The organism is Stenotrophobium rhamnosiphilum (genome assembly GCF_003052265.1).
Taxonomy (GTDB): domain Bacteria; phylum Pseudomonadota; class Gammaproteobacteria; order Nevskiales; family Nevskiaceae; genus Stenotrophobium; species Stenotrophobium rhamnosiphilum.
In genome coordinates, this window is the sequence record NZ_QANS01000001.1 from 520,747 (window position 1) to 534,732 (window position 13,986).

10 protein-coding genes are annotated in these 13,986 nt (G+C 54.0%); 3 read left to right on the plus strand and 7 right to left on the minus strand.

Going from position 1 to position 13,986, the window contains the following annotated elements:
• Positions 1-348: 348 nt before the first annotated feature.
• The gene (locus CJD38_RS02440; RefSeq protein WP_107938699.1) at positions 349-1,641 is read left to right on the plus strand and encodes an adenylate/guanylate cyclase domain-containing protein; all 1,293 of its coding nucleotides are present in this window, start codon (positions 349-351) and stop codon (positions 1,639-1,641) included.
• A gap of 148 nt (positions 1,642-1,789) precedes the next feature.
• On the opposite strand, the gene CJD38_RS02445 is transcribed toward CJD38_RS02440, so the two are convergent.
• Positions 1,790-2,746, minus strand: a complete 957-nt coding sequence (locus CJD38_RS02445; RefSeq protein WP_107938700.1) for a KAP family P-loop NTPase fold protein — start codon at positions 2,744-2,746, stop codon at positions 1,790-1,792.
• Positions 2,747-2,943: 197 nt separating this feature from the next.
• On the minus strand, positions 2,944-6,204 hold the full coding sequence (gene icmF, locus CJD38_RS02450; RefSeq protein WP_107938701.1) for a fused isobutyryl-CoA mutase/GTPase IcmF: 3,261 nt from the start codon (positions 6,202-6,204) through the stop codon (positions 2,944-2,946).
• A gap of 187 nt (positions 6,205-6,391) precedes the next feature.
• Here icmF and CJD38_RS02455 point away from each other — a divergent pair, with 187 nt between their 5' ends.
• Both CJD38_RS02455 and CJD38_RS18325 read left to right on the plus strand, forming a co-directional pair.
• Positions 6,392-7,378 (plus strand): AraC family transcriptional regulator, encoded by a 987-nt coding sequence (locus CJD38_RS02455; RefSeq protein ID WP_240783502.1) that lies wholly within the window; start codon positions 6,392-6,394, stop codon positions 7,376-7,378.
• 76 nt (positions 7,379-7,454) lie between these two features.
• Complete coding sequence (locus tag CJD38_RS18325; protein WP_146165901.1) at positions 7,455-8,072, plus strand: hypothetical protein; 618 nt, start codon at positions 7,455-7,457, stop codon at positions 8,070-8,072.
• Positions 8,073-8,281: 209 nt separating this feature from the next.
• Here CJD38_RS18325 and CJD38_RS02460 read toward each other — a convergent pair whose 3' ends face one another.
• The 5 genes from CJD38_RS02460 to CJD38_RS18860 all read right to left on the minus strand — a co-directional run bounded on the left by CJD38_RS02460 (position 8,282) and on the right by CJD38_RS18860 (position 13,985).
• Positions 8,282-8,650 (minus strand): NirD/YgiW/YdeI family stress tolerance protein, encoded by a 369-nt coding sequence (locus CJD38_RS02460; RefSeq protein ID WP_107938703.1) that lies wholly within the window; start codon positions 8,648-8,650, stop codon positions 8,282-8,284.
• Positions 8,651-8,795: 145 nt separating this feature from the next.
• Positions 8,796-11,246 carry a DUF6351 family protein gene (locus CJD38_RS02465; RefSeq protein WP_107938704.1) on the minus strand — a complete coding sequence of 817 codons (2,451 nt, stop codon included), beginning with the start codon at positions 11,244-11,246 and terminating at the stop codon, positions 8,796-8,798.
• Between the two features lie 268 nt (positions 11,247-11,514).
• The gene (purH, locus tag CJD38_RS02470) at positions 11,515-13,083 is read right to left on the minus strand and encodes a bifunctional phosphoribosylaminoimidazolecarboxamide formyltransferase/IMP cyclohydrolase (RefSeq protein WP_107938705.1); all 1,569 of its coding nucleotides are present in this window, start codon (positions 13,081-13,083) and stop codon (positions 11,515-11,517) included.
• Positions 13,084-13,164: 81 nt separating this feature from the next.
• Positions 13,165-13,428 (minus strand): helix-turn-helix domain-containing protein, encoded by a 264-nt coding sequence (locus tag CJD38_RS02475; RefSeq protein WP_107938706.1) that lies wholly within the window; start codon positions 13,426-13,428, stop codon positions 13,165-13,167.
• Positions 13,429-13,538: 110 nt separating this feature from the next.
• Positions 13,539-13,985 carry a protein tyrosine phosphatase family protein gene (locus tag CJD38_RS18860; protein WP_366511304.1) on the minus strand — a complete coding sequence of 149 codons (447 nt, stop codon included), beginning with the start codon at positions 13,983-13,985 and terminating at the stop codon, positions 13,539-13,541.
• Position 13,986 lies beyond the last annotated feature (1 nt).

Consider the following 13,986-nt stretch of genomic DNA (forward strand, 5'->3'; position numbering starts at 1 on the left):
CCAAAAAATGGCAAGCGTTAAATTCAATGGCACCGTGTTCAGCATAGTTCTTAATATAGAACGGCACCAATAAACCATTTTCTCAAGCAGTCGGTTTTATTAATCGCCGCGTTGAGCGCATATCACCGCTCAAGAGCACACTTTATCAGATGTGAAAACAACGAAATCGATGCGGCATAACTGAAAAAATAAGGGGCGGTAGTCAATAAGTCTGAGGCAGATAGCTAATGACCTCGGCATCTTGTTTCTGGCAAGGCAAAGATTTTGACGCTATTGGTGCGATTCTCCCGCCGCACGCGCTTCGCAAAATCTGTCAGCATGTAATCCATTAATCACTCGTCCCACACCATGCAGGATCTGGACCTATCATTTTTAATCGTCGCGCTGCTCAGCTTGGGCTTGGCGATTATTGTTTTTGTGACTGACCCACGCAGTCGCGCATCGCGCGCGCTGGCGTTGGCCATGGGCATCATCGCTCCAGATGTATTGATCTCTGGCATTGGGCGTGAGGCTGGAGTGTTACCGCTGTTTTGGATCGAAACCTTAGGCGCAATTTTTGAGAGTGTCGCCATCCTCGCCGGCATCGAGTGGGGACGGCGCATTGGTGAAAGCTCGGTTGTCGGCGGTTGGCGCAAAGCCGTCAATGTGCTCTTCCGCATTTCACAGGGCTTGATCGTTATCTTTGGATTGATGCGACTCGGCTATTTGATGATTGCGCCAGATCTTGCGGTTGCCAATCATTCCGGCTTTGTTCGCACCAGCGGTTTGGAGTTTGCGCTGTTCATGCCGTTTCTCGGCCTGTCGATGCTGCTCTCCAGCATCGCCATCATCATCCTGTTCTTCGTGCAGTCTGATCGCGCCGAATCTGTTCGCTTAAAAGCTTTGCTCATCGCTGCGCCGTTTTTCCTCGTGTCGCTAATCCTCAATCAACACTGGCTCACGCTTTCGCTCACCATCGGTCTGTTGATCTTCCTCTACGGCTCCGTTCGCTATCTCATCATTCAGAGTGAGCGTGGCAAATTCATGAGCCAGTTCATCTCGCCCGAAGTTGCGCGAATGATGCGTGCCGAAGATCCCAATGCACTGCTGCATCGCGAGCGTCGAGGTATCTCCGTAGTGGTTTGCGACATCCGTGGATTCACCGCCTATGCACGAGAGCGCGATTCATCACAGGTCGTCGATTTACTAGAAGCCTTCTACAAAGCAGTCGGCCAAGTCACGGACGCACATCAAAGCACTGTCAAAGATCATGCAGGTGACGGCATCCTGATTCTGGTCGGCGCGCCTGTGCCATTAAAAGACACAGCATCCGTAGCCATCGCACTTGCACAAGACATTATGCGACTTGCACGCCCACTTCTTCGCGCTCAATCAGATGAACTGGGATTGGGTGTTGGTGTTGCAACAGGTGCCACCACCATCGGCGCGATTCAAGGCGCTGGGCGTTTGGAATACGTCGCCGTCGGCAATGCAGTCAATCTCGCAGCACGTTTATGTCAGCGTGCAGAAGATGGCGAAGTGCTTCTCGATGAAGGCACGCGCAGGGCACTAGCTGATGAGCACAGCCTCTCTGTGCAAGATCGCGCACCAGAACCACTCAAAGGCTTTGCAGAGCCCGTGCCGGTGTATTCACTGACGTAATGCGGCGTGTTTAGTGTGATACCGCACTATGCAATCTATCCATATGAGCTACTCTGGGGCGCGACTAATCGCTCACGGAGATTAACGATGGATGCTTTCAAAACCAGCAAAGCAGTGCTTTTGACCGCACTGTTGATCGGTGCCAGTGTCAGCATGGTGGCTTGCGGCAAGGAAGAAATCTGTTGAAATTTGGGAGTGGTAAGCGGCAGTCAAGATCAAAAAATCGTCTTAAGTAACTATGGCTATCAAATTCGGATCCGTAAACTACTCTTATGGATTCTCGAAGTTGAGTTAGGTTTGTGGAGACAATGAAGCAAATATGCTTCATTCCAAATATGTGCTTAATTTCTTCAAGCAACTGAATGGAGTAAGAGGGTCTGCATCTGTCTACTTCATCAACGAAGACAAATAGTGGCAATTTCAAGTCGGTTTGATCGTTTAATATTCCAAGTAGATCAACGATTCCGCCCCTGAAAATTTTAATGGCTTCTAATCTTGCTGAGTGTTCGTCCAGCATGTGTTTAAACAACTCATCTAGGCCACTTTCAGTCGTTTGAACTGCCGCATCTATGGCGTTTTTAGCAATATCGTTTGGGGTTTCTGCATTATTTGCGACAGCAGTTACGATTTCTTCTACTGCAATGCCTGTGGTTTTCTTAATCAAGCTGGTCGCAAGCACCTTGGCTGCTGGCAAAACTGCTTTTCGAAACCCGTGCATTGCAGATTGCAGAGCGGCTTCTGCAGATTTCTTAATCTGTTTGGATTTGGGTAATTTCTGGGTTTGCTCATCAAGAGCAGCCTTCATGCACGCCATTAATGCTGTTGCGCCTTCCGAACCAAGATCGTTCTGCCACGCGTCAAAAAGTACTACTGGGTATCCTTGATTTTTTAAATCTTGAAGCCAGCGTGTTACGAAAAAAGTTTTACCTGTCCCCCATTCCGCATCGAGCGCTATTGTTAATCCTGCGCCCCGCAAGGCGCTTTCTTGAGATTGTTCAATCAGTAGTTTTTGAAGGAATAATGCGTAGCCCTCTCTATCCAGAACATCATCGCTCCAAACGCTTTGGCTATCGGCCATCTCTGAGTCTTCTGAGCTTCTATTCATTGAATTATTCCGGAAGTGATACGGTACTTTCAGAGTTGCTGCCGCTTGATAAGAAAAATCAAACAGATTTAGGTCCAAATGAGTGAGTCGACTTTATCTATATTCATTAATTTCGCAAAGTATGCTGTCTCTAGCTGAATCGATCCCTGTAATAACAAAGCCCGCTTTCGCGGGCTTTGTTGTTACAGCAATAACACTTACATATTCCGTCGATACTGCCCGCCCACCTCAAACAAGGCATGGGTAATCTGCCCCAGCGAGCAAACCCGCGCCGCGTTCATCAGTTCAGCAAAGATATTGCTGTTGTTGATGCAAGCTTCCTTGAGCTTGGCCAATGCAGCCGGTGCCTTGTCTTTGTTGCGATCGTGGAAGGAGGCGAGGCGAGTGAGCTGGTCTTGCTTCTCATCGTCTGACGAACGTGCCAGCTCAATCGTGGTGGCTTCGTGCTTGTCGCCGTTTGGATTGAGGAAGGTGTTGACGCCGATGATGGGCAGCGAGCCGTCGTGTTTCTTGTGCTCGTAGTGCATGGACTCTTCTTGAATGCGTCCACGCTGGTAGCCGGTTTCCATTGCGCCGAGTACGCCGCCACGTTCGCTGATGCGCTCGAATTCCTTGAGCACGGCTTCTTCAACGAGGTCGGTGAGTTCGTCGAACAGGAATGCGCCCTGGTTCGGGTTCTCGTTCTTGGCCACGCCCCATTCGTTGTTGATGATGAGCTGGATCGCCAGTGCGCGGCGCACAGATTCCGTGGTCGGGGTGGTGATGGCTTCGTCGTAAGCGTTGGTGTGCAGGCTGTTGCAGTTGTCGTAGATCGCGATCAGTGCTTGCAGCGTGGTGCGGATATCGTTGAAGTCGATTTCCTGCGCGTGCAGTGAGCGGCCGGAGGTTTGGATGTGGTACTTCAACATCTGGCTGCGTGCGTTGGCGCCGTACTTTTCCTTCATCGCCACGGCCCAGATGCGGCGCGCGACGCGACCCATTACGGAGTATTCCGGATCCATGCCGTTGCTGAAGAAGAAGCTGAGGTTGGGCGCGAAGTCGTCGATCTTCATGCCGCGTGCCAGATACGCTTCTACGAAGGTAAATCCATTCGAGAGCGTGAAGGCGAGCTGGCTGATTGGGTTCGCACCGGCTTCGGCGATGTGATAACCGCTGATGCTCACCGAGTAGAAGTTGCGAACGTTGTTCTCAATGAAGAACTGCTGAATGTCGCCCATGCACTTGAGCGCGAATTCCGTTGAGAAGATGCAGGTGTTCTGGCCCTGGTCTTCCTTGAGGATGTCGGCCTGCACGGTGCCGCGCACGGTGGCGAGGGTGCGAGTCTTGATCTCTTCGTATTCTTTGGCGTTGGCTTGGCGGCCGTGTTTCTTTTCGAACTCGCTGGCCTGCTGATCAATCGCGGCGTTGAAGTACAGCGCGAGAATCGTTGGTGCCGGACCGTTGATGGTCATGGACACGGATGTCGTCGGCGCGCAGAGATCAAAGCCAGCGTAGAGCTGCTTCATGTCATCGAGCGTTGCGATGCTGACGCCGCTGTTGCCGACCTTGCCGTAGATGTCTGGGCGTGGTGCTGGGTCTTCGCCGTAGAGCGTCACGGAGTCGAACGCGGTGGAGAGGCGATGCGCGGGCATGCCTTTCGACACGAGGTGGAAGCGCGCGTTGGTACGTGCGGGGCCGCCTTCGCCAGCGAACATACGCGTTGGGTCTTCGCCTTCGCGCTTGAAGGGGAACACGCCTGCGGTGTACGGGAAGTAGCCGGGCAGGTTTTCCAGTAATAACCACTTCAGCAAATCACCTTCGTCGCTGAACTTGGGCAGCGCAACACGAGGAATCTTGGTGCCGCTGAGTGAGAGGCGGTTGAGCGGCGTGCGGAATTCTTTGTCGCGAACCGTGTAGACAAATTCATCGCCCGAGTAGGACGCACGCACGGCTGGCCAGTCGTGCAGTGCTTTCTTCGACTCTGCAGTGAGGTGGTCCATGCGCTTGTGCATTTCGGTTTTGAGATCTTCAACCGGATGCGCGCTGTGTTCCATCATGCGGATGGTTTCACGTAGGTGCTGGCGCTCACGTGCGAGCTGGGCCTGATGCTCAGCGCGTTTGCGATAGCCGCGTGCGGCGTCGGAGATTTCTGCGAGATAACGTGCACGTGAACCAGGCACGATCTGGCGTGCGCTGGTGGAATGCTTTTCTTGCGGCTTGGCGAGCAGGCCTTCGCTGAGCTTGAGGCCTTTGGCGGCGAGCTGTTCACGCAGGCCGTGATAGAGCGCGGTGACGCCGTTGTCGTTGAAGCGCGCAGCGATGGTGCCGAACACCGGCATCTCGTGCGGCATCTTGCTCCACGCGCCTTTGTTGCGCTGAACCTGTTTGCTGACATCACGCACGGCGTCTTCTGCACCGCGGCGGTCGAATTTGTTGACAGCGACGATGTCGGCGAAATCCAGCATGTCGATTTTTTCGAGCTGGCTAGCGGCGCCGAATTCTGGCGTCATCACGTAGAGCGAGACGTCAGCGTGTTCAACAACCGCTGCGTCGCCCTGACCGATACCGGCGGTTTCCGCGAAGATCAGATCGAAGCCTGCAGCCTTACATGCGGCGATGGCGCCAGGCAGGGCAGGAGAGATTTCCATGCCGCCTTCGCGCGTGGCGAGTGAGCGGAAGAAGATGTTGGGGTGATTGATCGCATTCATGCGGATGCGGTCACCGAGCAGAGCGCCGCCCGATTTACGACGTGAAGGATCGACCGCGATGATGGCGATCTTGAGCTGGTCGTTCTGGTCGAGGCGGAAGCGACGGATGAGTTCGTCGCTGACGGATGATTTACCTGCGCCGCCAGTGCCGGTGATGCCGAGTACGGGTGCGGTGCGTGCAGCGCCAGCTTTGTTCACTTTCTCCATCTGTGCGGTGGAGAGCTTGCCGGCTTCGATCAGCGTGATGAGGCGGGCGAGTGAGCGGCGGTCGCCGAGCTGGGTTTTGGTGAGCAGGTCTTCTGCCTTGCCTTCGAGCGTGTGCGAGGCGCGATCAACCATGTCTTTGATCATGCCTTCGAGGCCGAGCTTCTGGCCGTCTTGTGGCGAGTAGATGCGGCCGACGCCGTAGTCGTGCAGTTCTTTGATTTCTTCCGGCACGATCACGCCGCCGCCGCCGCCGAAGATTTTGATGTTTTCGCCGCCGCGCTCTTTGAGCATGTCGACCATGTATTTGAAGTACTCAACATGGCCGCCCTGGTAGCTGCTCAGCGCGATGGCGTGGGCGTCTTCCTGTAATGCTGCGGTGACGACGTCTTCCACGCTGCGGTTGTGGCCGAGGTGAATCACTTCTGCGCCAAGCTGCTGGATGATGCGGCGCATGATGTTGATGGCGGCATCGTGGCCGTCGAACAGCGAAGCGGCGGTGATGAAACGCAGCGGTTTGCGTTCAGGCGCGGGCAGGTTCTGGGCGGTAGCGGTTTCGTTGCTCATGGGGGCACTTTTGTAGGGAATTCTAGACATCGGCAGGTTAAAGCACAGGGCTGTTTTGGACGATGCCTAAAACTGCCGTATGCTGTGACAGAATTTGCCATGTTTAGGCCAAAAAGTCGTACTCCATAGAGGGTAGATGCCAAAAACAGTCCCCGCTAAATCTGTGACGGAAAAGGGAACAATCGCCATGGCGTTCGTCCGCCAGGCGCTAGGTTCTCTGGAGCGTCGTGGCTTCGATACGGCGCCGGTGCTGCAAAAGGCGGGAATTTCAGCCGCGGCGCTGGATTCTGACCGCGCCCGAGTCAGTGCTGACGCCTTCGGCACCCTCTGGCTGACGATTGCCGAAACCCTCGATGACGAACTGTTTGGTCTCGACACCCGACCGATGAAAGTCGGTAGCTTCGCCACGCTCTGCCACCTGATGCTGCACACGCCAACTTTGCGTGAGGCACTGATTCGCGGTGCACGCCTGATCAATCTGCTGATTGAAGACACACGGCTTGAGTTGGAGCTGGATGGAACGGAGGCGGTGATTCGCTTCGTCGACACCGGTGCCTTGCCACTGGAACGCCGCATCTTCGCTCACGAGACTTTGTTCGTGATGCTGCACGGCCTCATGTGCTGGCTAGTGCGGCGACGCATCAGCATTCACAAGGCTTACTTCTCATATGCGCAGCCAGCGTGGTTTCGTGAGTACGAACATATCGTCGGCGATGATCTGACGTTCGCTTCTTCCGAAACACGTTTTGAATTTGCCGCGGTTGATCTTTCAACAGCCGTTGTACAAACCGAACGCTCCTCACGCGAGTTCCTAAAAGACGCGCCACATAACTTCATCGTCAAATATCGCAATCCCAAGAGTGTGTCGGTGCAAGTGCGCCGCTTGCTACGCGATACCGCGCCAGAAGATTGGTTAACGTTTGAAGGATTGGCAGAGCATTTGAATTTGCATCCGACGGCGTTGCGTCGGCGATTGGAAGAAGAGGGTTCCTCCTATCGTGCTGAGATGAATGCACGGCGCTGTGACTTGGCCTTGGAACAACTCGCCGATCCCAAACGCAGCGTGCTCTCCATCGCACAATCTCTCGGCTTCGCCGAAGCCAGCGCGTTTCATCGCGCGTTTCGGCAGTGGACGGGCCAGAGCCCGGGGCGTTATCGGCGCGATGCAAAGTAGGCGGTTAAATGTGCTCTTCACTTGCCCTATAAGTTTGGGTTATTTTAGTTAAGCACTCTTACTTGATAACTAAATTATGAAAAAAGTATTGGTCTTACTGCCGATGATTTTAATTACATCTGCATGCAATCAAAAATATGTACAGCCTAGTGGAGCGGGAACCGCCACACTTCAAATTGTTACAACCAGTTATTTAAAGCGTATGTGGGTAGTTAACTACCCCGGTGTAGTCAGTGGCTATAAATGTTCAGATTCTCCAAGGCAGGTAATTGCGATCCTCAACAATGACTCAGCTAACGGGAAATTCTCCGACAATGGGGAAGATAGAAATTCCGTAGTAATAAATATTCCTGCGGATGGAACCCCATTTCGAATTGGTGTTCCTTTAGTTCAGCCGGGCGCGGTGACAGGAAGTCCATACGGATATGGAACGGTGGCGGTGAATTACAGCTTTTGCGTGGCACATGCGTCTTTCAAGCCTATGCCAGGACAATTTTATGTGGCGCAACATGCCATTTATGGCGGCTCATGTTCGATACAAATATTTTCAGCAAACTCAGCATTCCAAGCCACGGGAATTGATCCCACAGCTAAAGAACTAGATGCATGCTGGGATGCCGACAGTGGTGCCGGACCAGAGAACCACTACAAGGATCGTTATGAAAGAAAACAACAGAATAGTGTGGTGAGGTAGCCCGGGTGCAACCCGGGTTCTTGTTTGTTAATGGTGGAGTTCCCCGGGTTTCACCCGGGCTACGGATTCCTTTAGCTCTTCGATAGCGGTGTCATTCCGACGCGCAGCGAGGAATCTTGCTGTTGGCATGCAAAGCAAAGCGTTACAGCAAGATCCCTCACTGCGTTCGGGATGACAGAAATTAAAAAGCGACCCGAAGGTCGCCTTTTTTAATTCATCACTACCAGTTGATCAACATCAATCTCCGGACTTTCCATGAAATCCTTTTCTACTTCGCCGCGAATCTGCACACGCGTTTTTTCGCTGATGGCTGTGGCGGGGAAATGCTTTTGATCAATCTCGACGCGGATTTCTTTTTTGCCGTCGGAGAAGATGTACTTTTCTTTGCCCACCTTGCGGATTAAATAGCCTTCAAGAACGACGGGCATATCTTCAACTGGATTCTTGGTGACTTCATCAATCGATTTGTACGTTGCAGACGATGAAGGGCCGATGTATTGCGCTGTTGCGGCGGATGCGAATGTGGTCAGGCCGGTGACGAGCATGCTGGCGGCGAGTGTTGGGGAAATTCTGTTCATGAGAAAAATCTCCAGTCAGTAGTTGAAGGCGTAAAGGATGGTACTTGCCGTGTTGGACTGAACGATTGGACAAGAATGCCCATGCCGATTTCATCTGCAATAAAAAAGGCGACCCGAAGGTCGCCTTTTTGTTTTACGGACTACATTAATTTGAACGCGCGACTCTCCAGCGGAGTCCATAAGGCTCCACACGTTTCTCGCCACCAAAGCTTGGCCACAACATGCTCTTTTCGGTAAAGCCGACGGAAGACTTGGTGTAGTCGCAAACGCCTTGTGGATAGAGCGTGCGCAGTTTGTTGAGTTGAGCTTCGGTGATGCCAGCGGGGTAGTCACTTGCATTGATTGGCTTGAGTTGGCATTTGATGACGTCATCGGTCAGCGGCATGCCTGCGGCCATGCGTGGTGTGCCGGGAACGGGCAACAAGGTTTGGCACGGACCGATTGGTGAGTTCGGTGTGTCGAACTCTTCTGGAACATCAACGCGCAGTGGAATCACAACGCCCGGTAAACCTGCTGATGGGAGCAATGGCGCTTGAATGCCGAGTGGGCCGAGCAATGCGTTAGGCAATTCCAAGCGACCGCCGAGTGTGCCAATGACGCAGCGATCTTGTGCATCAGATGGGCGCGCGGCTTGAACTGAGGCGATGCGATTTTCTGACGTTGGGTTATGCATTGCTGCAATCCATTTATCCATCGCGGAAAATGCATCAGGCTGCGTCAGCACACCGCGCCACATGCTTTGCGTAAGGCCTGAACTCGGCACAGTGTCTTGCCCCGTGTATTTGCGCAGACGTGCACGCACGGTGAATGGGCGGATGGATTCGTGAATGTTCAGCACTGGAATCAAATCGAGATAGGGTGCGAGATCCATCACTGGTGTTTCAGCGATTGCACCGCGGCCAATCACTTGGCCTGCGCGATGAGCGAGTTCAGCAACATCGGCGCCCATATCCATGCGCTCAGAGATGTAGTCACCATCAATGCCGAAGCCGCCGATGTTTTGATTGAGATCAATGAATTCATCGGTGCTGATGGTGCCCGCGTTAAGTGCGGCGAGGCCGTATTGAATGCCGATGTTGTCCATCGGGCGACGTGCGAAACCGGTTTTGGGATCGCGGCCCCAGATATTCACCTGTGCATCTTGAACGGTGCAGCGCACGCCTTTCTTGGTTTCTTTGTTGTAACGCATCGCCTCGGGGACAGCGCTGGCGCAGCCTTTGGTTGGATCAATTACGTCGAGGAAGGCGGTGACCCAGCTGGCGCAGATGCTGTTGAGCGCGGGCGAGTTATCGGGCGTAAGTGCATCGGTGGTGATTAGATGTCCATTGACTGCGGCTTGCTTGAAGCCTGTCCAGTTTGAACGCGTGCTGTAGTAGTGATTGAGCAGGCCGCAATCGACAACAGTCATCGCAGTGCTGGCAACGTCTGCGAAAGTTGCGGTGGGCATCGCGCCGGTGAGTAGGCCCGGTGCGTTGTTGATTGCGTTGTATTGCTGAAGCGCTGCGCCTGAACCGTTGGTGCCGATCACATCGTCAATTAAACCGTACTGCTCGGTGATGTGTTCTTTGATCATCATCGCGGTTTCGATGCTCAGCATCGGATTGCAGTTAACGCCGTAAGCACTCGCAGTCGAGTGAACGATGACATCGCCTTTGCCCAGGCGTTGGTCAATGCCGACCAGATTGATGAGGATGCGATTGGTGTCGATGTTGCTGGGGTCTGGCAAGCCTGCCATCACGATGGTTGGGTCGTTGATGCCTTGGTGATAACCGGTGCCGCAAGATTCGCCGTAGGCGTAATACACGCGGTGATTCCACGTGGGTGCGAATGGTTTGTCGCGACCACGTGCGTGCGGATCATCGAGCACCGAGATGCGCGCGATGCCACGATTGATCGTCGCGGATTCCACGCGCACAACGAAGGGCACAGCGGCGCCATCTTTAGTGACCGTCGTCATCGCGTCTGCAGGATATGCGGCGTAAGGATCAGCCAGTTCGTTAAAGCCTTGCGTCAGCGATGAGCGATAGAACCACTGATAAACCGTTTTCACCGAACAGTTGTCATCAATTGGATCGCCAAGGCCCGCTTCTTTGGTTTCGCAAATGAAGGGCTTTTGATGAGGGCCAGAAATGATCGGGCCAGTGATTGGATGGTTGCGCACCACGAGTGAAGCATTGCGTGTGCCGCTTGGGCCGGTGGCTGTTGCGCTGAGTGTGTTGGCGCCTTTTTTAAGACCGCTGACTAAGCCATTCCAATCGCCATTGCTTTGACGAGTGAAGACGCTGCTGACATCGGTGCCGTTGCGTTTCACACGCACAGTGTCGGCTGCATCAAGACCGCGAACGGCGAGCAACACGTCGCCGTCAGAGACGGTGTCGGGCAGCGTTGACAGCGTGATCAATTCAAACTGATGCGCGGCGAGTAGCGGCGTTTTCAGTGTGTGGAAGTCGGCATCAACTTCGCCGGCTCCGCCAGAACCTGAACCAGATTCTGTTGCGGGACTGCTGCGGCTGCACGAGATCATCGCGCTGCTGATGGCGCAGAGCGCCAAGACAGACAGCAAATTCTTCAGGCGTGAGTGGGCTCGCGCTTTCATGGTGTTTCTCCTCAAAATAAAACTAGATGCGCTCAGCCACTTACGTTGAGGGCTGAGCTTTATGTTTTGTGTGGCCAGTATGCGCGTGGAGTGAGGGGTGGGGCGATAGTAAATATCGTTGCAATACCAACGTAAAAGGCCTGTAGGAGCGCCTCTTAGGCGCGATAGAGCCATCGCGCCTAAGAGGCGCTCCTACGCTTGTTCTGCAAAAGTGTTCATGCACAAAAAAGGCGACCCGAAGGTCGCCTTTTTTGTTGACGCGTCATGCTTAGTGACGGAAGTGGCGCGTGCCGGTGAAGACCATCGCCATGCCGGCTTCATCAGCCGCCGCAATGACTTCGTTATCACGCATCGAGCCACCTGGCTGAATCACGGCGCTGATGCCTGCGGCGGCTGCTGCATCAATACCATCGCGGAACGGGAAGAAGGCATCCGATGCCATTACCGAACCACGAACTTCAAGCTTCTCATCAGCAGCCTTGATGCCTGCAATCTTGGCTGAGTACACGCGGCTCATCTGGCCTGCGCCGACGCCGATGGTTTGGCGGTTGCGGGCGTAGACGATGGCGTTGGATTTCACGAACTTGGCAACTTTCGCTGCAAAGATCAGATCGTGAATTTCAGCTTCCGTTGGTGCGCGCTTGGTGACGATTTTGAGCTTGTCGGCCGAAGGTAGTGCGAGGTCGTTGTCTTGTACGAGCAGGCCGCCGTTGACGCGCTTGTAGTCGAAGGTGGCGATTGGCGACGAAGGCAATGCGCCGCACTCCATCAAGCGCACGTTCTGCTTGGCGGCAACAATCGCTTTGGCTTCTGCGGTGACGGTAGGTGCAATGATCACTTCAACAAACTGGCGATCGCAGATTGCTTTAGCGGTTTCTGCATCGAGTTCGCGGTTGAAGGCGATGATGCCGCCGAAGGCTGAGGTTGGATCGGTCTGATAAGCGAGGTTGTAGGCGGTGAGAATGCCTTCAAGACTCACGGCAACGCCGCAAGGGTTGGCGTGTTTGACGATGACGCAAGCGGGCTTCACGAATGCTTTGACGCATTCCAGCGCAGCGTCGGCGTCAGCGATGTTGTTGTACGAAAGTTCTTTGCCCTGAATCTGCACTGCGGCGCTGATGCTGCCGGCTGGTGCGTTGCGCTCTGCGTAGAACGCGGCGCGCTGGTGCGGGTTTTCGCCGTAGCGCATTTCCTGCTTCTTGTTGAGCTGAACGCTGAACACGCCAGGGAATGCTTCGCGCTGGCCATCCGCTGCGGTTGCGCTGCTCAGGTACGCAGCAACTGCGCCGTCGTAACGTGAGGTGTGAGCGAAAGTTTTGAGTGCGAGTGTTTCGCGCGTGGCTTGGGTTACGCCGCCAGCATCAAGTTCCTTGAGCACCACTGCGTAGTCAGAAGGCTCAACAACAACGGTGACCCAAGCGTGGTTTTTTGCCGAAGCGCGCAGCATGGCTGGGCCGCCGATGTCGATGTTTTCGATAGCATCTTCACGCGTGCAACCCGGCTTGGCGACGGTCTGTTCGAAGGGATAGAGATTGATGATGACCAGATCAATCGGCGCGATGCCGTGTTCTGCCATCACTGCATCGTCTTGCCCGCGACGAGCGAGGATGCCGCCGTGAATCTTCGGGTGCAGGGTTTTGACGCGGCCATCCATGATTTCTGGAAAGCCGGTGTGCTCGCTGACTTCCGTCGCAGCAACGCCTGAATCTTTCAGCAGCTTGAAGGTGCCGCCGGTAGAGAGAATCTCAACACCGCGTGCGGCGAGGCCAACGGCGAGTTCAACAATGCCAGTTTTATCGGAGACGGAAAGGAGTGCGCGGCGTACTGGAGTGATCATGATTAAGCTCGAAAGCAGACTTTAAAAATGTTCATGCCCGCGTGAGCGGGCATGGTGTGGAATTCTTGTGTGACCTTAGACTTATGACGACAACGCCTTGATCTTGTACTGCTGCAGTTTCTTACGCAGCGTGGCGCGGTTGAGGCCGAGCATGTCGGCTGCGCGCGATTGATTGCCATCGCAATAGCTCAGCGTTGCACGCAGCAACGGTGGTTCTACCTGCGCAAGGATCGTGTCGTACAGATCTTTGGGTGCATGTCCGTTCAGAGCCTCGAAATAATCATCGAGACATTCTGAAACAGAATTGCACAGTGGTTTTGAGTCGAGAGTTCTTTGCGCGGACATTTCTGTTTTGTTCCCAGCCCTGTTGTTTTGCTAATTAGGCCCACCCCAAAACGGCCGGCAATCATACCTACAACGGTTCGCATAAAAAAGCGGTTTCGCTTATTTTTTGCTCAGGGCTTGAAACCCGCCAGCATGTCGTGCTTGAACTTGGACCAGATCTCATTAGGTGCCCAAATTTGTTGCGGTTCCTGCGATGCCACTTCCACTGTCTCGCCTAACTCAATGACGCGGTAGAGAAACACGAATACCGACACTCGCTTGTTGAGCGCGCAATGAATGAAACTTTTGCTGTCGCTGAGCGATTTCATCGCTGTCACAAACTTTTCGAAATCTTCGCGGGTTGGGTTATTCCAAGCCACAGGCAGATGGATGTAGTCCAGACCCTGCTGCGCACAATGCTCAACTTCATTCGGCATGAAATTAGATGAGGTGGGCACTGCAAGGTTGATGACAGTCTTGTAGCCCGCGCGAGCCAGCAGCGCGAAGTGTTCCGCCTGCGGTTGGCCTGCGGTGGCGATGGTGTTCGAAATGTGTACGTAGCTGATCAGTGAGGGAATA